Below are 19,226 nucleotides of genomic sequence, written 5' to 3' on the forward strand. Positions count from 1 at the left end.
ATATTGTGAAAGGGAGGTGAGGGAGTGCACCTTGGAGATGATCAGCTAGTGAAAGAGATAATTTCTGGTAGCAAATCTTCTTTAGATGTCCTTGTGAATAGGTATTATGAACTTATTTATAGTTATTCAATGCGGCAAGTAAATGACTATCATTTGGCTTGTGATTTAACACAGGAAGTTTTCGTTAAAATGATGATGAATATAAATAAATATAGAGTGGGTACTGATAGCTTCAAGTACTGGCTCCTTAAAATAGCATTGAATCACATCAGGGATTACTTTAGGAGTGAAAAAAACAGAAAAAGCACAGCTTTCGATAACATGGAGTATCTATCCAATAATGACATTAACAATGACAATATGATAAATATGTTAGAAATTCACGAAAAGAGCAAGGAAGTAAAAAAAGCTATATATAGTCTCAAGGAACAAGAAAAGGAAATTGTTATTCTTAAGTATTATAACGATATGACTATTAAAGAGATAAGCGGTATAACAGGCAACAATGAATCCACAATAAAATCAAGACTGTACAGGGCCCTTGAAAAACTGCGTAGACATTTAAAGGGAGGAGATATAATTGAGAAAAGATCAAATGGAAAGAGATAGGGAGTATTCTGAAGAAGAATTGGATGGAATATTAGAATCCTTAGAGTTGTACCACTTTCAAATAGATAAGCCTAAAAAGAGGCAGATCGATAATTGTGTAGAATCTTTGTATCAGTACGTGCCAAGTAAAATTTCTTTTGTTGAAAGATTAGGTTTTATAATAAATGAAGTGAAGCTTGAGTTATCATACTTTAATAAATTCCAGTTAAAGTGGTTGGTAGCAATAATGATTATGTTTATGGTATTAGTGGTGACTGGTGGAAACAAGCCAGAAACTATGTTTTTAAGCCTCGCGGCAGTACCTACAGTAATAGGTTTCTTAAGTCTTAACAAAAGTAAGGGAAGTAAAATGCTAGAATTAGAGCTTAGTTTGAAAAGAAGTTGGAAGAATAGGATGTTTACAAAGTTACTGATAAACTATGGTATATCTTTAATTATTTTAGTAATCATGGGTATATGGGGATTAAGTAATGGAGTAGGCACTGATATTATTAAGTATCTTTCCATGTCATTATCTATCATTGGGGTACTTAGTATCATAAGTCTATGGGTTTTGTTCTATTCTAGGGGTTTGGTAGGTTCAATTGTTACCATACTATTGTGGTTAACTATAAGTGGCGGACCGTTGTATTCCACTTGGTACTTTAGTCTGTTGGAAAAAATATCAACTATAAACTATATTGTTGGATCTTTAATGACAACAGGGTTATTCATTTATTGTCTAATAAAGCTAACAAAGAGTGACTATGATGTAACTGTTCAGATTGTTACGTAAAAGAAATAATAGGGAGGATTACTATGAATTTACAGATGAGTAATATTACAAAAACATATAAAAACAAAGTAATTCTAAAAAATGTTTCGCTAAAACTATTTGGTGGCATATATGGACTAGTAGGGCCCAATGGAGCAGGTAAAACCACACTTATGAGAATAATTAGTGATATTTTACCTCAAGATAGTGGGGGAATTTATTTTAATGGTATGAGTAAAGAAGATCTTAATGAGAGATATAGGGAATTGCTTGGGTACCTGCCACAGGAAATGGGATTTTACGAACATTTTACTGGTGAGGAATTCTTGAAGTATATTTCTGCTCTCAAAGGTTTAACAAAAGAGCAGGCAGACGAAAGAGTACGGGATACTTTAGATTTTGTAAACTTAACCCTTGAAAAAAAGAAAAAGATAGCTAAGTATTCAGGTGGAATGAAAAGACGGCTGGGAATTGCCCAGGCATTACTGAACGATCCTAAAATCCTAATACTAGATGAGCCTACAGTAGGACTGGATCCCATGGAGAGGATTCGTTTTAAGAACCTTTTATCAAGGATTTCTGTGAATAAGATTATAATTTTATCAACCCATATAGTATCAGATATAGAAGGCCTTGCAAAAGAAATAATTCTTATGGATAAAGGGAACCTTAAAGGCATTTTTTGTCCAGAAGAATTATTGAAGAGTGTTAATGGCAAGGTTTATGAAATTAGTATAGAAGAGAATATGTATGGAGATTATGATGGAACATATCTAATTTCAAAAAGGGAAATAGAAACCAATGGAAAAGTAAAGCTAAGAATAATTAGTGATACACATGTAAAGGGGAAACTAGTACAAGGGACACTAGAGGATGCATACCTATATCATCTAGAAAGGGGAGGGGCTTAAAATGGGGACTTTAGTCAAATGGGAATTAAAGCGATTTTTGAAAAGGAAATATATATTTGTCATCACCACATTGTTAATTTTACTTAACTTATATATAGTTAACTATGAATATGATAGTTATATGAACTATAGTATGTATATGGAAAACATGGGAGAGGAACTATCCTTTTTACAAGGAGAAGTAACACCCCCAAAAAGGATGTTGGTGGAGGAAGAAATTAAAAAGATAGAATTAGCTAAGGAGAATGTTAGAAGTGAATCTGAGGGTTCAAGGTTGGTACTGAAGGGATTTCTGTATAGTGACTACATAAACTACATAGACAACCCACTTTTTCCTTTTAAATATGAAGATAAGGTTTTTGATAATAGGGAGGAATTAGTAGACACATTAACAACCCTAGAGCCTAACTCCAAAGAATATATAGAGCTCAATGGCTATTTAAGTATAACTGAAAATGTAAAAAACGATAGATTTTTTATAATGGGTTGGGACTATATTTTTCAGCAAAATTTCCTCATGTTTCTTATGGTTGTTATAATAATTTCAATGACTTCGGTTTTTGGAGAAGATTATACCAGTGGTGTTGCTTCATTAACACTAAGCACAAAGTACGGAAAAAGTAAGCTAGTCCATGCGAGGGTAATTGCTGCTGTGATATTTTCAACACTAATACTATCCTCCTTTTTTATTTCTGAGGTTGCTATGAAACTATGGCTACATGGGATAAATGGATATCAAGGAAGGTTATCACAGATGGGTTTTATATATTTAAATAATGCAACACCGATTACCCAATTGGTAATATTCTTTCTCTTTACTTTGCTAGCAGCAGCGGTATTATCTATACTGACCTTAGGGATAAGTTTATTCACTAAGAAAACCCTGCGCGCAATTGTAGTAATGGTTTTATTAAATATAGTTGCTGAGGCCGTAAGGATCACAATAATAAATAATTTTAGTATTAGGATATTGGTCAATAACTTCTTTTCTAGCTTTATTGAGTATAACCCCAAAATTATATTTGGAGCTGTCATACACTATCCTGTCGTTTTGGTTTTCTGGCTATTTGTAGTGTTTGTATTGAGTACTTTCCTGGTAGTATATAAAGGTAGACAACAGTACTTGACATAGACACTTTTGATAACAGAAAGAATGCCCCTTAATAGAGGCATTCTTTTTATTTTTATAAAAGAAGGAGAATCAATACATAAAATAGAAAGATTGATATGTCATAAATATGTTTTTAGCTATTTCTTGGCTGAAGAGGGGAGGTTTGAAATGGGGATTATAATTTTTTTGACTGGATTACTTATTGAGATTGCTCTACTTATATATTGTGTAATCAGTCAATCTCAGCAACAGAAAGTAAAAGGTATTATAAGAATAATGACCTTAGTGTTGTTTGCCATATTAATTCCATTGCAAGTTATCCAGTGGAGCTTTCGTTATTACTTCATAACTGTTTTTTTATTTGCCATGGGATTAAGGGGTTTAGTTACAATTTCAAGAAAAAGTGGAATCAAAGGTTCTTTTAAACCTTCAATAATTATCCGTAACACAATAGTAAGGGTTATTTTTTTCTTTATAGCAACTTTGCCAGCAATACTATTTCCTCAATATGATATTTTACCTACCACAGGGAGCTATGAGGTATCCACAGTTCAATATATATATATAGATGAAAATCGAGTTGAAACATTTACTGAAACTGGTGATAATAGAAAGCTAAATGTGGGATTTTGGTATCCTGAAAATGGGGAAGGTACTTACCCCCTCATTATTTTTTCACATGGAGGCATAAGTACTAAAACCAGCAATGAGTCCCTTTACAATGAACTAGCCAGTCATGGATACATTGTTGCTTCTATTGACCATACTTACCATAGCTTATTCACTACTGATGATGGGAAAGCCATATTAATTGATAGAAACTATATGAAGGAACTTAATGTAGAAGATGCAAAAGCAAATCCTCAGCAAAGCCATGAGTACTACCAGAAATGGATGAATGTGCGGACGGGTGATATAAATTTTGTCATAGACTATATCATTTCAAAAGCTACAGGTACACAGGATGAAGCAATTTATGAGTTGGTGGATATAGAAAACATTGGGGTAATGGGTCACTCTTTAGGTGGTTCAGCTGCCTTAGCTATAGGTAGAACTAGGACTGATATTAAGGCAGTAATCGCTTTGGAATCACCTTTTATGGGTGATATCTTGGGAGTCAAAGACGGTCAGTTCGTTTTTACAGACGATATATATCCCATACCTGTGTTAAATATATACTCAGATAGCTCATGGAATCATCTAGAAAAATGGCCACAATACAAACAAAACTATAATTTACTATCAGAAACAGATGGAGTAGCTTATAATATTTATATCAGTGGGGCAGGTCATTTTACCCTCTCGGATCTTGGGCTATTAAGTCCTATTCTTTCAAGGGTTTTAAATGGTTTTAAATCAACCACTGATGTAAAGTATGTTTTAGAAATTATAAACGAAGTGAGTCTAGAATTCTTTAACTCATATCTAAAAGGGCAAGGGGAGTTCGATTTAGGTGGCAGTTATTAGTTAGTTTTGTTAATAAGCTGCTGAATTTCCCATTTGCAGAAAGGGGATTTAAAATAGGGATGAAAGAAATAGAAAGGAATCATTTGTATATAGGGGGAGTACTTTTACTTTACTATATAATATGGAATGCTATAGAGTATTTTCTAGGAGGATATTTCAATCCTAGTGTTCAGACAGTTAGTAATATAGCAATATTTTCGGTGATAGTAATCTTTAGTCATATGGTGACACATTTATTTCCATGTGTTCATTATGCTGCTCTACGTAAACTAGAGATAAATAAAATATTTAGATTAAATAGCATAAACAAAAAACAACTACTTCTTACTTTGGGCATCTTTATAACATTTAATATAATGGCTTCAGTGATAATAGTAACACAGGATGCTATACTTAAGAATTTTGGAATTAGCTTTAAAATGAATGATTATATAATTGCAGATAATCTAGTAGCATGCTTAGTATTAGTTGCTATAATTGGAATACTAATCCCTATAGCTGAAGAATTGTTTTACAGGGGTTTATTATTAAGAGGTATGGAGGGGATAAACCCTTATTTTGCTATTACCCTTTCGGCTATTTATTTTGCGATTTATCATAATAATCCTTACAGGTTAATAACATTATTCTTCTTTGCAGTACTTTTTGGATTGGTTACACATTACACAAGGTCGATTATACCAGGGATTATAATGCATATACTCAATAATACAGTCTTTGTAGTATACTCATACTTTCAAGGAAAAGAAGTAGCAACATCTCAGTACAATGGTATTTCAGAATTAGAGCTATTGTTTTTTAACAGTTACTGGGTGCTACTTCTTTTATTTACTATTAGCGCTATTCTCTGTGTTTTATTATTTAATAAGCTAAGAGGCATATCTGACTATCCGATTAAAGGAGACAGTCCTTGTTTATCATTGGAAGAAAAGAAGAGAGGATTACTATTTATTATCCCACCATTCGTAATTTCAGTTGCTCTCTTTATACTGAGGGCATCTGGAGTAATTAATATGACATATTAAAATTTTACCTAAAAAACCATGAAGTCTCCTCTTCTTAGCCTTCCTTACTCACAAAGTGAGAGCGTAGGAGGGAGATGAATCGGTAGTTTTTGCCTGGTATATGTGATATTTTATAGTCAGTAGTATAAGTATAACTGAAGTGAAAAAAATGCAATTAGATTGCAATAATCATTCAGTATTCCTAATGTATTATCAACATGTCACTACTGGATTGTATTGACATGGAGTGTACTCCAAGTGTTAAACTTGTTTATATAAAAGCAGATATACGAGGAGGAACTACTATGCAATATGTGAATTTAGGAAAGACAGGTTTAAAGGTTTCAAAAATTTGTTTAGGATGTATGGGTTTTGGAGAACTTGATCGGGGTGGTGTGCCTGGCAAGACAGGGGAAGAAGAAGCAAGAGAAATTATTAAATATGCTTTAGGTAATGGCATAAACTTCTTCGATACAGCTAATTATTACTCTTTAGGCGCCAGTGAAGAAATTCTTGGTAGAGCCCTGAAGGATTTTGCAAATCGTGATGAGGTAGTGATAGCTTCAAAATTGTACTACCCCATGTTTGATGGTGCCAATGCAAAGGGTTTATCAAGAAAAGCTATTTTCACAGAAATTGATAAAACATTAGAGAGATTACAAACTGACTACCTTGATCTATACATTATTCATCGCTGGGACTATACAACACCCATTGAAGAAGTGATGGAAGCATTAAATGATTTAGTGCGAATGGGTAAAGTTAGATATATTGGAGCTTCAAGTATGTATGCATGGCAATTTATTAAAGCTAACAGCATCGCCGAAAAAAATGGATGGGCAAAATTCATCAGCATGCAGGATATGTATAACCTGCTATACCGTGAGGAAGAAAAAGAAATGATACCCATGTGTCAATATGAAGGTATCGCCATTACACCTTGGTCGCCATTGGCACATGGAGCCTTAGTGAAATCTCCTGACGCACCTAGAACTGACGGAGTAGGGAAATTACAAAATGAATATCAATTAGAAAAGGATAGGGAAATAATTAGACGCGTTCATGAGATTGCTGAAAAACGTAATATTACACCAAGCCAGGTAGCGTTAGCTTGGGTTTTCTCTAAGCCTTATATTACATCACCACTGGTAGGAGCTTCTAAAATTGGATATGTTGAAGAAGCATTAAAAGCAATGGAAGTAAAATTAACAAAAGAGGAGATTCATTATTTAGAAGAACCTAATGTACCACATCAACAATATGGATTTAGATAGAAAAAACGCAACCTCCTTGGAAATCTCGAGGAGGTTTTTTCCATTGCAGAACTTACTACCTGTAAGGGCAAAGTTTGTCAAATTGTTTTTCAGTGGGTTAGCTAAAATTTATAACAAGCCCTTGCAATATATAGTAATAGATGTTAATATATCCTTAATAGAGTGCTTACTCTACAATATAGAGGCGATTATGTTGAATGACCATAAAAATATAGTTTCTAAACATTGAATACTAGACTGAATAGTCTAAAGGAGAATGTTTTTAAAAATGTAGAGTCAAAGGCTAGAATAAAAAAATAAGAGGAGAGATGTAGAATGAAGTACGTAGAATTAAACAATGGAGTTAAAATGCCAATTTTGGGATTCGGAGTATTTCAAATTAAAGATCATGAAGAATGCGAGAGATGTGTGCTAGATGCAATAGAGGTTGGGTACCGCTTAATCGATACAGCTCAGGGCTATGGCAATGAAGAAGCCGTAGGAAACGCTATAAAAAAAAGTGGAGTGCCAAGTGAAGAACTGTTCATTACTACAAAAGTATGGATTTCCAATGCTGGGTATGAAAATGCAAAGAAGTCTATAGAAGAATCTTTGAACAAACTTCAGCTGGATTATATTGATTTATTGCTAATCCACCAACCCTTTAATGACTATTATGGTACTTATAGAGCAATGGAAGATCTATACAAAGAAGAAAAACTTAAGGCAATTGGTGTAAGTAACTTCTATCCAGACAGATTAATTGACCTCATCAAATACAACAATGTTGTTCCAGCAGTCAATCAGGTTGAAGTACATCCATTCCACCAGCAAGGAAAAGCCCACGAAATTATGAAGAAATATGGAGTACAGATCCAAGCCTGGGCACCTTTTGCTGAAGGGAAAAATAATATGTTCGGTGATGAAACATTAAAGGCAGTTGGAGGTAAATACAATAAATCCAATGCCCAAGTTGCTTTGAGATACCTTATTCAAAGAGGTGTAGTAGTAATTCCAAAGTCTGTTCGCAAAGAAAGAATGATAGAGAATATTGATGTATTTGATTTTGAACTAACACAAGAAGATATGGGTATCATAGCAGCTTTAGATAAAGGGAAAAGTTTATTCTTCTCACACTATGACCCAGAGATGGTTGAGTATTTAACTAGTTTAGTAAGATAAATCAGTAAAATGCATAAGGATAAGAATTATCTAATAAATAATTCTTATTTTATATTGCTTACTTAAGCTTAGCTTTAAATAATGGAATTTAAATGTGCATGTGGAGGGGATGTTTGTAAATGAAAGTTATGTTGGTTAATGGAAGTCCGAATGAGAAGGGATGTACTTATACAGCTTTAACAGAGGTTGCTGAAACTTTACAAAAAGAAGGAATAGATACAACAATATTTTGGATTGGTAAAAAGGCAATAACTGGCTGTACAGCTTGTAGGCTATGTGGTACAAAGAAAAAATGTGTATTTGATGATAAGGTAAACAAATTTCTTGATATAGCAGGAGATTATGACGGATTTATCTTTGGGACACCGGTACACTTTGCAGCAGCCAGTGGTTCTATGACATCATTTTTAGATAGGGTATTCTATGCAGACTTAAGGGGAGGAAGAGAATCTTTTTATCTAAAACCAGCAGCATGTGTCATATCTGCCAGAAGAGCTGGGACGACTGCAACATATGATCAAATGAATAAGTATTTTGGATTAAAGCAAATGCCGATTATTTCCACACAGTACTGGAATATGGTCCACGGGGCAACGCCAGAGCAGGTGAAACAGGATTTTGAAGGGCTTCAAACCATGAGGGTCCTTGGAAGAAATATGGCCTTTTTCTTAAAGTGCAAAGAAGCTGGCATAAAAGCCGGCATAGCTTTCCCAGAAAAGGAAGAACATATTTTCACGAATTTCATCAGGTAAAGTAGCGCTCCATAAGATTATGGTAGGAGGAGAAAAATGAAAAGACGTAAACTAGGAAATACTGGTCTTGAGGTTTCTGCAATTGGATTAGGATGTATGGGAATGGATCATGCTTATGGTCCTGCTGCAGACCGCAAAGAAATGATTAATTTGATACAAAGGGCAGTAGAAATGGGATGTGATTTTTTTGATACAGCTTTCATCTACGGTCATGCCAATGAAGAATTGCTAGGTGATGCACTAGAGGCTTATAAAGGAAAAGTGGTTATCGCCACTAAATTTGGGATCCTTGGGAGAGAAGAAAACCAAGGACGCCCAGAACTTATACTAGATAGTAGCCCTGATGCCATTAGAGAACAACTAGAAGGTTCATTGAAACGTTTAAAAGTAGATTGTGTCGATTTATATTACCAACATCGTGTTGACCCTAAAGTAGAACCTGAGATTGTTGCTGGAGTCATGAAGGAATTGATGTCCGAAGGAAAAATCAAACACTGGGGATTATCAAATGCACCAATCGACTATATGAGACGTGCCCATGCTGTTTGTCCTGTTGCCGCAATTGAAAACCAATATTCCATGATGTGGCGTGAGCCTGAAGAAGAGTTGTTTAAGGTGTGTGAAGAGCTAGGAATTGGCTTTGTTGCATATAGTCCATTAGGAAATGGATTCTTAAGTGGAAAATACACTAAAGATACTAAATATCCAGAGGGAGACTACAGAAATTTCATGGGAAGATTTAAGCCTGAGGTAATTGATCGCAATCAAGCATTATTAGATTTAGTTGCCGAAATAGCTAAAAGTAAAAATGTAACTTCAGCTCAGATCGTTCTAGCTTGGGAATTAGCACAAAAGCCTTATATTGTTCCAATTCCTGGTACGACTAAACTACACCGACTAGAAGAAAATTTAGGAGCTGCTGATATCGAGTTAACAGAGGGAGAATTGGCAAATATTAATGAAGAAATATCTAATATAGATATAGACGAAACACATTTTTAAAACCAAAGGACTGTTACCAGCTAACAGTCCTTTTATATGTGCGCCACTTGTACAAGTGAGATATTCCTAAATATTTATCAAAATCTCTCTATAAAACTCTTGACCTGGAGTCAACTCCAAAGTGTATTATATATACTAGGCTGCATGCTACAACCAAAACAATCAGATAAAATATGAACATCTATAAAAAACTAGGAGGATATGAAATGGAAGCCGTACTAATAAGATCATTTACTTTTATATTTATTATCGCTTTGGGGAACATTTTAAAGCAAAAAGGATTTTTTCAGAAAGAGGATAGCAGATTCCTTTCAAAGATTATCATGAACATTACTTTGCCTTCTTTGTTATTATCAAGTTCTTTAACTTTTTTATTTAACAGCACTACAATTGTCCTTGTGGTAATAGGATTTTTAACTAATGTTACCTTTGCATTGGTAAGTAGACTGCTATTTTTAAAAAATTCAAAGGTAGAGCAAGGTTCATCCATGATCAGTTGTTCAGGTTTTAACATCGGGAATGTGACGATACCATTTGCCCTAAGTTTTTTCTCAGGTACTGCATTAAGTTACGTTATGATGTTTGAAATTGGTAATGTACTGGGCTGGATGGGTGGTGCCTATTCCGTGGCTAAAAATGTTGCTAAAGATGATGGAAGTAAATTTAGTATTAAGGCATTAGCAGCTACCTTGTCAAAGTCTTTACCATTTTTAACATATTTGTTTATCATTACCTTAGCATTACTCAAGGTTAGTTTGCCCACACAACTTATCACAGTTATAGGTACCATTGGTAGCGCAAATACTTTCCTAGTTTTCCTAATGATTGGTATTATGCTAGAAATCAAATTTGATAAGTTACAAATGGAAAGGGTATGGAAAATACTAGGGTTTAGATTAACTGGATTTATTGTATTATCTTTGGCTGTATATTTCCTATTGCCAATACCTATGTTAGCTAAATCAATAGTAATATTATGCTTAGCATCACCAATACCAAGTGTAGCTACAGTGTTTGCCAAAGAGTTCGGAGATGATTCTTCAGTTCCTGCACTGGTAAACTCAATAGCAATTGTTGTAGGGATTTTGTTGTCGTCCCTTGTTTTACTGCTGTTTGTATAGACTCAAGGTAGATTAAGTGGTAGATCCGATGATTGATTTTCAAAGGGCCATATGACAGTCCATTGTCATATGGCCCTTTGATCTTAATTAATGATACACAGTATTTTTGAATTACCCCTTGCCTTGGAGTAAACTCCAAGTACTATAATATTATATGTAGTGATATAAAGACCACCCTTTATATCAGTTTGTTACAAAAGGAGAGGATTGAAATGAAACTTATACCTTTAACCTAGAAATCACCCATATGGATGGAAATAAGGGGAACGGCTTGAAAACAATGGCTCGCCATTTCAATATATCAATAGATAATACAGTTGCCATTGGAGATGAAAGAAATGATATCCCAATGTTTAAAGTAGCTGGATTATCCATAGCAATGGGCAACGCTGAAGAAGAAGTCAAAATGCATTGTGATATTTTTAAAAGATAAGCTGGCTATGTAAAACAAATTATTTAAAAAAATGGAGGTAAGCAAAATGGAGAAAAGAATATTAGTTATATCTTCTAGTCCAAGGCATGGGGGTAATTCTGATCTGTTATGTGATCAATTCGTTCTTGGCGCTAATGATGGAGGTAATCAAGCAGAAAAAATAGTTTTAAGGGATAAGGAAATCAATTTTTGTTTAGCATGTGATTACTGCAAAAAAAATAAAGGAGTTTGTATCCATAACGACGATGTGCCAGAGGTTATAGCTAAGATGATTAGTGCAGACGTTATTGTGATGGCAACTCCAGTGTATTTTTACACTATGTGTGGACAGATGAAGACATTGATTGATAGAACATATCCAGGATATAAAGAGATGACAAATAAAGAAGTGTACTTCATTGTTACCGCTGCAGTGGGTAGTAAAGGAGCAGTCCAGAGAACAATAGAGGAATTTAGAGGGTTTAGCTCATTACTTTCTGGAGTAAAAGAAAAAGGGATTGTTTATGGTACAGGAGCATGGAGTATTGGAGATATTAAAACTAGCAAAGCAATGCAAGAGGCCTATGAAATGGGGAAAAACGTTTAATGTCTCTAGATATTTGAAAGGAGATACTTCATATAAGTCATAAAAAAAGACTATCAATTATTTTTTAGAAATTGATAGTCTATATGTCAGGATATTTACATGTTTAAATTATATATTTGCCACAGACCTCCACCACATCTTAAAAGCAATATCAATGTGTTCATCTAGATCTAGGTTTTCAGGGTTGTTTGCTATAAAACTGACAAAGGCTTTAACTGACCCATGGAATGAACTTATCATTAGGTTGGGATTTACACTAATGAGGACTTCTGCATCAATAGACTCTTGAAAGAGCTCAGATATAAAGGTAAAGTTTCTAGAAGCTTCTTCTTTGCTGAGTTTGTCTATATAGGGTGAATTAGCAAACATTGCGAAGAAAGTTGCACCATCTTTATTTTCTAAATTCCATCTAACACATGTATTCCAAAGCTGCTTAATTTTACCTTTTGTTGTTTCGCAAGGCTCCATTTGCCCTAAAAGGTAGTTTTTATAGTTTTCTTTTACTGATATATATAATCTGTTTATCAAATCTTCTTTAGTTTTGAAATGGTGAAAAAGTGTACCATTAGATATACCTGCTTCGTTAGCTATTTTTGCTGTGGATGTGCCATGGAAACCTTCTCTAATGAAAAGTTTTAATGCTGCGTTCAATATCTTATCCTTACTGTCCATATAATACCTCCCTCAGAGTGTATACTCTACTATAAATCTATCATGTAAATTAACAGTGTGTCAACAAACTCAAAAATAATTAAATAAAAATCTTGCATTCATGGTAAAGTGGTGATATTATAATTATTATTAGAGTAATTACTCTAATAATATATTGAAAGTATATATATTTTTCATATAGAATCTTTAGAAATGATCATTTGTAGACTAAACAGTCGGCCAACAGGTTCCTTTCTGTATGGAAAGCAATACATTAAAATTGAATATAAGAGGTGGAGTATGAATTCAAATATTATTCAAAATTCTGAGCTTGGAATGCAAAACAGTAAATCTAATTTATGGACTAAACACTATATCAATACCTTAATAGTTAGTTTGATTATTTTTATCCCAAATATTATTTTAGTAAATGTGCTTCCCTTATTTACATTGTCAATAGGTGGCAACAATACTACGGCAGGCCTACTTACCAGCATACTGACTCTATCTGCACTTATTTGCAGACCAATATTCGGAAAAATGTTGGATAGTAAAGGTCGACGAATTGTGTTAATCATAGGGCTAAGCTTGTTTTCTTTTTCAACAATATCACTTCTAGCTGCAACAAATATATTTTCTTTACTTGCATTAAGGTTTTTTCAAGGCATCGGATTAAGCGGCTTTTCAACAGCCTTGGGCACTATTTTGTCTGATGTAGTACCTAAAGAGAGATTATCCGAGGGTGTAGGGTATTTTGGAATTTCCCAAACCCTCGCTACAGCCATTGGACCAAATTTAGGGCTTTACTTATACATCAACCATGGCTACCAGGCAACCTATATTGTTGCTTTTGGTATATCTTTATTCAGCATCATTTTTGCAAGTTTTATCACTTACGAAAAAAAGACTAAGAATACTGCTGACAATAATCATAAGGATATGGCTGTTGTCAGTGAGACTGCTGCTACAACTCATGTATCACAAAATAAAGGTTTTATTGAGAAATCTTCTATTAGGCCTTGCATAGTTTTATTACTTGCAGTATTACCAATATCATCAGTTTTTTCATTTATGCCTTTATTTGCCGTGGAACGTGGAATTAACAATATCGGATTATTTTTTACTGTCTTTTCTATATCAATGGTCGTTGCAAAGCTTATTAATGGGAAGGCTGCAGATCGCTTTGGATATTCAAGAATATTTTTTCCAGCTATTATAATGATGTTTATGTTATTTATAACCCTTGCTTATGCAAATTCCCTTCCAATGGTTTTGCTTGGAGCAATTTTTTACGGTCTCGGATTTGGGACAGTGCAGCCCATACTGAACACAATAGTTATAAAGTTAAGTCCTCCTGAAAGAAAAGGTGCTGCTAATGCAACTTACTATGCCACATTGGATCTAAGTTTTGGAATAGGCTCCTTTTTATGGGGAGTTGTTTCGCAAATTGCTGGTTTCACTACAGTATTTCTTGCTTGTGCCCTTTTTGTTTCATTATCGGCAATGGCATATTATTTCGTGCTACACCGAGACCTTGTAAAAAATCAAAGTATGCAGGCTGCTTAAATAATAGAAAATGAAATTGGTTCAATTGAATATGTGAAACTAGGTAATGCGGGATGCATGTATGGAGAATAGTTAAGATAGAAACGGAAGCAGTAGCTTAAGAGCCCATGTACCATATCAAATAGCTGGCCATATTCTAAGTGTACTTCTCACACTTAGATATTAAATAGGAGGGATTAATTATGACAAAGCTAGGTTTTGGTTTTATGCGCTTACCTGTAAAGGACAAAGATGATGCAGCAAGTATTGATTTGGAAGCAGTTAAAGAAATGGTAGACAAGTTTATAGAAAGAGGGTTTACTTATTTTGATACTGCTTATCCTTATCATAAAGAGATGAGTGAATCAGCAATTAGGGAAACAGTGGTAAAGCGCTATCCACGAGATAAGTTTTTCCTTGCTACAAAATTACCAGTAGCACGTTTGAAATCAAAAGAGGAACAGGAAAATACATTTAATGAGCAATTGGAAAAGTGTGGGGTAGAATATTTCGACTACTATCTAATCCATAACTTAGGTGAGATAAGCTATAAAAACGCTGAAAGGCTAAATAGTTTTGAGTTCATAGTAAGAAAGAAGGAAGAAGGAAAAATAAGAAATATTGGATTCTCCTTCCACGATAGAGCTGACTTGCTAGATGAGATATTAACTGCTCACCCAGAAGTTGATTTCGTTCAATTACAAATTAATTATATCGATTGGGACAATGAGAGTATTCAGTCTAGAAGATGTTATGAAGTTGCAAGAAAGCACAACAAACCTGTTATTGTTATGGAACCTATCAAGGGTGGTATATTGGCAAATGTGCCTGAAAGTGCAGAAAATCTTTTTAAAGGTTATAATAATGATATGTCTATCCCATCTTGGGCTATCCGTTATGCAGCTAGCCTTGAGGGAGTAATGATGGTTCTTAGTGGTATGTCTAATATGGATCACTTAGTTGATAATACAGGTTACATGCAGGATTTCACACCACTGGTTAAGGAAGAGTATGATATTGTTAAAAAAGCAGTAGATATTATAAATGAATCCATAACAGTGCCATGTACCGCATGTGATTACTGTGTTAAGGGGTGCCCAAAGAATATTGCCATACCGAATTATTTTGCATTATATAATACGGAAAAGCAATTTCCTCCAGGGTATTTTTCACTACAAAAAGTTTACTATAATAACTATACACAAAAATATGGCAAGGCATCGGAATGTATTGACTGTAAACAATGCGAAGAGGCATGCCCACAACAGATTAAGATTATCGACCACTTAAAAGATGTTGCAGTAACATTTGAGTAAAGAGGTGTTGGTAAATCAAATAAAAGGAGTATGGTGTTTCCATACTCCTCAAAAATAACTTTAAGTTTGAGTCAACTCTAAGTAAAAAAAGAAAGGTGAATAGTATGAGAATTGCAGAGGTAAGTAAAAAGTTCGATATTTCCCAAGATACACTCCGTTATTATGAACGCATAGGGTTAATTCCCAGTGTTAATCGAAATGAAAGTGGAATTAGGGATTATAGTGAGGATGATTGCAGGTGGGTTGAATTTGTAAAATGTATGCGAGGAGCAGGCCTTCAGATCGAAGTGCTAAATGAGTATCTTGACCTATTTCAGAAAGGTGATTCCACCATTGAAGCTAGAAAAGAACTTTTAATAGAGCAAAGGAATCTTTTAGCAGAAAAGATGGAAGAAATAAAAGCCACAGTAGAACGCCTTGACAACAAGATTGATAGATATGAACAAGGGTTAATGGTGAAAGAAAAGTTGCTAAGAAGAACACAAAATTAGGATGCTTTGAAATGAAAGAGAGGTGTCGTTATTATGATGAATGTTACATTGGGGAGAACTGGTATGGTTGTCAATAGAAATGGATTTGGTGCTCTTCCTATACAAAGGGTTTCCCATGAGGAAGCTGTAAAGCTGTTAAGGAAAGCTTATAATAACGGTATCAATTTTTTTGATACTGCAAAAGTATATTCTGATAGTGAATATAAACTAGGGCTTGCCTTAAGTGATGTCAGAGATGAAATATTTATTGCCACTAAGACAATGGGTAAAAATGTAGAAGAATTTTGGAGTGATTTAGATAATAGCCTAAAAATGCTTAAAACAGATTATATCGATATCTATCAATTTCACAACCCTAGTTTTTGTCCAAAACCAAATGACGGTACAGGACTTTATGAAGCCATGTTAGAAGCTAAAAAACAAGGAAAAATTCGTTTTATAGGTATTACAAATCATAGGCTATCAGTGGCTATTGATGCTGTTGAATCAGGATTATATGATACCTTGCAATTTCCCCTTAGCTATCTAGCAGATAAAAAAGAAGAAGATTTAGTAAACCTATGCAAGGAAAAGAACGTAGGTTTCATATGTATGAAGGCATTGGCAGGTGGGCTTATAACAAAAAGCCACGCTGCCTATGCATACCTTGCTCAGTTCGGAAACACATTACCTATTTGGGGTGTTCAAAGGGAAAGTGAACTTGATGAATTCATTTCTTATAATGAGAACCCCCCAGCAATGGATGAGGAAATTAAAGAGTATATTGAAAGTGAAAGGAAAGAAATTAAGGGTGAATTCTGCCGAGGTTGCGGATACTGCATGCCATGTCCAGTGGATATAGAAATTAACAATTGTGCAAGGATGTCTCTACTTCTCCGCCGTTCCCCAACAGGGGGACACCTATCAGAAACAGGGCAAGCTAAAATGAGAAAAATAGAGAACTGTATAGAATGTGGAAAATGCAAGGAAAACTGCCCCTATGCCCTTGATACTCCGAATCTATTGAAGAGGAACTATGAAGATTATAAAACATTTTTGGAAACCTAGTCTTATGCTGAAATACTCCCACAGGGGAGTATTTTTGTTTTTAAAAATAACTATAAATAGAGGATATAGTAATAATACAGAGAAATTGTCAAAAGAAAGCATCAATTACTAAAGGACATGATGTAGGAGATGCTGAAATAGATATTAACTGACTAGGATACTGACAATAAGTTAAAAGAAGGGAGGGGTTAGCATTCAATAATTTTGTAGATTATTGTTTTGGCATGCTATTTGCTTTATATAAATGTGTATAACACACAAAAAAGAGCTTGCCGAAGCAAAAAAAAGTAAGGGATAGGGCAGATTGTATGTACATATACTAATTTTTAGACTGATAGTAGTATAATTTGAATGAGTCTAAGCTTGTAAAAAAAAGGAGGAATTATTATGACCAAAGGATTTCCAGAAGGTTTTTTGTGGGGAGGGGCTACTGCTGCTAACCAATGCGAAGGTGGAGTTTTTGAGGGAAATAGGGGATTGGCAAATGTTGATGTGATTCCCCATGGGGAAGATCGTTTTCCTGTTATGCTAGGGAAAATGAAAATGTTAGAGTGTGACCAGGAGCATTATTACCCTAGTCACGAAGCCATAGATTTTTATCATACATATAAAGAAGATATAGCTTTATTTGCTGACATGGGGTTTAAATGTTACCGTTTCTCCCTTGCATGGTCACGTATATTCCCTAAAGGGGATGAATTAGAGCCAAATGAAGAAGGCTTAAAATTCTACGACGCTGTTATTGATGAATGCTTAAAGTACGGTATTGAGCCATTAGTTACAATTACTCACTTTGATGTGCCCATTCACCTCATAAAAACAGTAGGCTCTTGGAGGAGCCGCAAAATGGTTGAGTATTATGAGAGGCTATGTTATGTGATATTCAATAGATATAAGAATAAAGTTAAGTATTGGCTTACATTTAATGAAATTAACATACTAATGCATTTGCCATTTATGGGTGCAGGAATTGTCTTCGAAGAAGGAGAGAACCAAGAGGCTGTTAAGTTTCAGGCTGCACACCACGAACTAGTTGCCAGTGCAAGGGCCACCCAAATAGCGAAAGAAATTAATCCTGAATTTAAGATAGGTTGTATGTTAGCAGCTGGTAATACGTATCCAAATACCCCTGCACCAAGGGATGTATGGAGATCAATGGAAAAGGATAGAGAAAACTACTTTTTTATTGATGTACAATCCCGTGGAGAGTACCCTAACTATGCAAAAAAAGAATTCGAAAGAAAGGGTATTAAGCTAGAGATGGCACCTGGGGATGAGGAACTATTAAAGAACAACACCGTTGACTTTATTTCCTTTAGTTATTATTCTTCACGACTAACAAGTGCAGATCCAGAAATAAATGCCCAAACATCAGGAAACGTATTTGGCACATTGAAAAACCCATACCTAGATGCAAGTGAGTGGGGATGGCAAATCGATCCACTGGGATTAAGAATAACGATGAATGCCCTATATGACCGTTATCAAAAGCCTTTATTCATCGTTGAAAACGGTTTAGGAGCTGTGGATAATCCTGACGAAAATGGATATGTAGAAGACGACTACCGCATAGATTATTTAAGAGAGCATATTAAAGCAATGAAAGATGCTGTTAACGAAGATGGAGTAGAACTAATGGGATACACTTCCTGGGGATGTATCGACTTAGTAAGTGCTTCCACAGGAGAAATGAAAAAACGTTACGGATATATTTATGTTGATAAAGACAATGAAGGAAATGGAACTTTAAAAAGAACAAAGAAAAAGAGTTTCAACTGGTACAAGAAAGTTATTGGAACAAATGGTGAGGACTTAGAGTAATATTATTATCTTATACAAAGGGATTATGTGCGATTTTAATCGTATATAATACCCTTTTTCTTTTACGAGTAACTTCAGGCAGTTCTTATATAGACCCTAAGGAGAATATAATTATCAATGTGGAATGAAAACTGCTATAATGGATCTGATATGCAAAAGTGTTAAATTTT

19 protein-coding genes and 1 pseudogene are annotated in these 19,226 nt (G+C 34.5%); 19 read left to right on the plus strand and 1 reads right to left on the minus strand.

Translation table 11 applies throughout. The features are described from left to right. The first annotated feature begins 24 nt into the window (after positions 1-24). The 14 genes and pseudogenes from HYG86_RS11780 to HYG86_RS11845 all read left to right on the plus strand — a co-directional run bounded on the left by HYG86_RS11780 (position 25) and on the right by HYG86_RS11845 (position 12,185). On the plus strand, positions 25-609 hold the full coding sequence (locus HYG86_RS11780) for an RNA polymerase sigma factor (protein WP_213165760.1): 585 nt from the start codon (positions 25-27) through the stop codon (positions 607-609). Beyond that, positions 581-1,384: a hypothetical protein gene (locus tag HYG86_RS11785; RefSeq protein ID WP_213165761.1), complete on the plus strand. Its 804-nt coding sequence runs from the start codon at positions 581-583 to the stop codon at positions 1,382-1,384. The genes HYG86_RS11780 and HYG86_RS11785 overlap by 29 nt, the downstream gene beginning before the upstream one ends. A gap of 23 nt (positions 1,385-1,407) precedes the next feature. After that, positions 1,408-2,274 carry an ABC transporter ATP-binding protein gene (locus tag HYG86_RS11790; RefSeq protein ID WP_213165762.1) on the plus strand — a complete coding sequence of 289 codons (867 nt, stop codon included), beginning with the start codon at positions 1,408-1,410 and terminating at the stop codon, positions 2,272-2,274. A 1-nt stretch (position 2,275) separates the two neighbouring features. Beyond that, positions 2,276-3,406, plus strand: a complete 1,131-nt coding sequence (locus HYG86_RS11795; RefSeq protein WP_213165763.1) for a hypothetical protein — start codon at positions 2,276-2,278, stop codon at positions 3,404-3,406. Positions 3,407-3,553: 147 nt separating this feature from the next. Next, positions 3,554-4,852 (plus strand): alpha/beta hydrolase family protein, encoded by a 1,299-nt coding sequence (locus HYG86_RS11800; RefSeq protein ID WP_213165764.1) that lies wholly within the window; start codon positions 3,554-3,556, stop codon positions 4,850-4,852. Between the two features lie 59 nt (positions 4,853-4,911). Then, on the plus strand, positions 4,912-5,877 hold the full coding sequence (locus HYG86_RS11805) for a CPBP family intramembrane glutamic endopeptidase (protein WP_213165765.1): 966 nt from the start codon (positions 4,912-4,914) through the stop codon (positions 5,875-5,877). Between the two features lie 284 nt (positions 5,878-6,161). Then, on the plus strand, positions 6,162-7,130 hold the full coding sequence (locus HYG86_RS11810; protein WP_213165766.1) for an aldo/keto reductase: 969 nt from the start codon (positions 6,162-6,164) through the stop codon (positions 7,128-7,130). A gap of 43 nt (positions 7,131-7,173) precedes the next feature. Beyond that, positions 7,174-7,359 carry a hypothetical protein gene (locus tag HYG86_RS11815; protein WP_213165767.1) on the plus strand — a complete coding sequence of 62 codons (186 nt, stop codon included), beginning with the start codon at positions 7,174-7,176 and terminating at the stop codon, positions 7,357-7,359. 86 nt (positions 7,360-7,445) lie between these two features. Next, on the plus strand, positions 7,446-8,291 hold the full coding sequence (locus tag HYG86_RS11820) for an aldo/keto reductase (protein WP_213165768.1): 846 nt from the start codon (positions 7,446-7,448) through the stop codon (positions 8,289-8,291). A 119-nt stretch (positions 8,292-8,410) separates the two neighbouring features. After that, complete coding sequence (locus HYG86_RS11825; RefSeq protein ID WP_213165769.1) at positions 8,411-9,043, plus strand: flavodoxin family protein; 633 nt, start codon at positions 8,411-8,413, stop codon at positions 9,041-9,043. 36 nt (positions 9,044-9,079) lie between these two features. Then, entirely contained in the window at positions 9,080-10,045 is a 966-nt protein-coding gene (locus HYG86_RS11830) for an aldo/keto reductase (RefSeq protein ID WP_213165770.1), read from the plus strand. A gap of 173 nt (positions 10,046-10,218) precedes the next feature. Further along, positions 10,219-11,166, plus strand: a complete 948-nt coding sequence (locus HYG86_RS11835) for an AEC family transporter (protein ID WP_213165771.1) — start codon at positions 10,219-10,221, stop codon at positions 11,164-11,166. 232 nt (positions 11,167-11,398) lie between these two features. Continuing rightward, positions 11,399-11,599 (plus strand): annotated as a pseudogene (locus tag HYG86_RS11840) (HAD hydrolase family protein); the annotation flags it as partial. Between the two features lie 46 nt (positions 11,600-11,645). After that, a complete protein-coding gene (locus tag HYG86_RS11845; protein ID WP_213165773.1) occupies positions 11,646-12,185 on the plus strand; it encodes a flavodoxin family protein in 540 nt (179 codons plus the stop codon). A 108-nt stretch (positions 12,186-12,293) separates the two neighbouring features. Here HYG86_RS11845 and HYG86_RS11850 read toward each other — a convergent pair whose 3' ends face one another. Further along, entirely contained in the window at positions 12,294-12,857 is a 564-nt protein-coding gene (locus HYG86_RS11850) for a TetR/AcrR family transcriptional regulator (RefSeq protein WP_213165774.1), read from the minus strand. A 279-nt stretch (positions 12,858-13,136) separates the two neighbouring features. Here HYG86_RS11850 and HYG86_RS11855 point away from each other — a divergent pair, with 279 nt between their 5' ends. From HYG86_RS11855 to HYG86_RS11875, 5 genes are all read left to right on the plus strand, one after another. Beyond that, positions 13,137-14,402, plus strand: coding sequence for an MFS transporter (locus HYG86_RS11855; RefSeq protein WP_213165775.1), 1,266 nt, complete (start codon positions 13,137-13,139; stop codon positions 14,400-14,402). Between the two features lie 182 nt (positions 14,403-14,584). Next, the gene (locus HYG86_RS11860; protein WP_213165776.1) at positions 14,585-15,697 is read left to right on the plus strand and encodes an aldo/keto reductase; all 1,113 of its coding nucleotides are present in this window, start codon (positions 14,585-14,587) and stop codon (positions 15,695-15,697) included. Between the two features lie 104 nt (positions 15,698-15,801). Continuing rightward, positions 15,802-16,188 (plus strand): MerR family transcriptional regulator, encoded by a 387-nt coding sequence (locus HYG86_RS11865; protein ID WP_213165777.1) that lies wholly within the window; start codon positions 15,802-15,804, stop codon positions 16,186-16,188. A gap of 33 nt (positions 16,189-16,221) precedes the next feature. Next, positions 16,222-17,235 (plus strand): aldo/keto reductase, encoded by a 1,014-nt coding sequence (locus HYG86_RS11870; protein WP_213165778.1) that lies wholly within the window; start codon positions 16,222-16,224, stop codon positions 17,233-17,235. 387 nt (positions 17,236-17,622) lie between these two features. Then, positions 17,623-19,056: a 6-phospho-beta-glucosidase gene (locus HYG86_RS11875; protein WP_213165779.1), complete on the plus strand. Its 1,434-nt coding sequence runs from the start codon at positions 17,623-17,625 to the stop codon at positions 19,054-19,056. The last annotated feature ends 170 nt before the right edge of the window (positions 19,057-19,226 follow it).

This window comes from Alkalicella caledoniensis (genome assembly GCF_014467015.1).
GTDB lineage: Bacteria > Bacillota > Proteinivoracia > Proteinivoracales > Proteinivoracaceae > Alkalicella > Alkalicella caledoniensis.

What these genes read in the sequence shown, in the direction of transcription:
- HYG86_RS11790 (WP_213165762.1), top strand. Translation starts at nt 1,408, where the DNA reads ATGAATTTACAGATGAGTAATATTACAAAAACATATAAAAACAAAGTA.
- HYG86_RS11795 (WP_213165763.1), top strand. Translation starts at nt 2,276, where the DNA reads ATGGGGACTTTAGTCAAATGGGAATTAAAGCGATTTTTGAAAAGGAAA.
- HYG86_RS11800 (WP_213165764.1), top strand. Translation starts at nt 3,554, where the DNA reads ATGGGGATTATAATTTTTTTGACTGGATTACTTATTGAGATTGCTCTA.
- HYG86_RS11805 (WP_213165765.1), top strand. Translation starts at nt 4,912, where the DNA reads ATGAAAGAAATAGAAAGGAATCATTTGTATATAGGGGGAGTACTTTTA.
- HYG86_RS11810 (WP_213165766.1), top strand. Translation starts at nt 6,162, where the DNA reads ATGCAATATGTGAATTTAGGAAAGACAGGTTTAAAGGTTTCAAAAATT.
- HYG86_RS11820 (WP_213165768.1), top strand. Translation starts at nt 7,446, where the DNA reads ATGAAGTACGTAGAATTAAACAATGGAGTTAAAATGCCAATTTTGGGA.
- HYG86_RS11825 (WP_213165769.1), top strand. Translation starts at nt 8,411, where the DNA reads ATGAAAGTTATGTTGGTTAATGGAAGTCCGAATGAGAAGGGATGTACT.
- HYG86_RS11830 (WP_213165770.1), top strand. Translation starts at nt 9,080, where the DNA reads ATGAAAAGACGTAAACTAGGAAATACTGGTCTTGAGGTTTCTGCAATT.
- HYG86_RS11835 (WP_213165771.1), top strand. Translation starts at nt 10,219, where the DNA reads ATGAACATCTATAAAAAACTAGGAGGATATGAAATGGAAGCCGTACTA.
- HYG86_RS11845 (WP_213165773.1), top strand. Translation starts at nt 11,646, where the DNA reads ATGGAGAAAAGAATATTAGTTATATCTTCTAGTCCAAGGCATGGGGGT.
- HYG86_RS11850 (WP_213165774.1), bottom strand. Translation starts at nt 12,857, where the DNA reads ATGGACAGTAAGGATAAGATATTGAACGCAGCATTAAAACTTTTCATT.
- HYG86_RS11855 (WP_213165775.1), top strand. Translation starts at nt 13,137, where the DNA reads ATGAATTCAAATATTATTCAAAATTCTGAGCTTGGAATGCAAAACAGT.
- HYG86_RS11860 (WP_213165776.1), top strand. Translation starts at nt 14,585, where the DNA reads ATGACAAAGCTAGGTTTTGGTTTTATGCGCTTACCTGTAAAGGACAAA.
- HYG86_RS11865 (WP_213165777.1), top strand. Translation starts at nt 15,802, where the DNA reads ATGAGAATTGCAGAGGTAAGTAAAAAGTTCGATATTTCCCAAGATACA.
- HYG86_RS11870 (WP_213165778.1), top strand. Translation starts at nt 16,222, where the DNA reads ATGATGAATGTTACATTGGGGAGAACTGGTATGGTTGTCAATAGAAAT.
- HYG86_RS11875 (WP_213165779.1), top strand. Translation starts at nt 17,623, where the DNA reads ATGACCAAAGGATTTCCAGAAGGTTTTTTGTGGGGAGGGGCTACTGCT.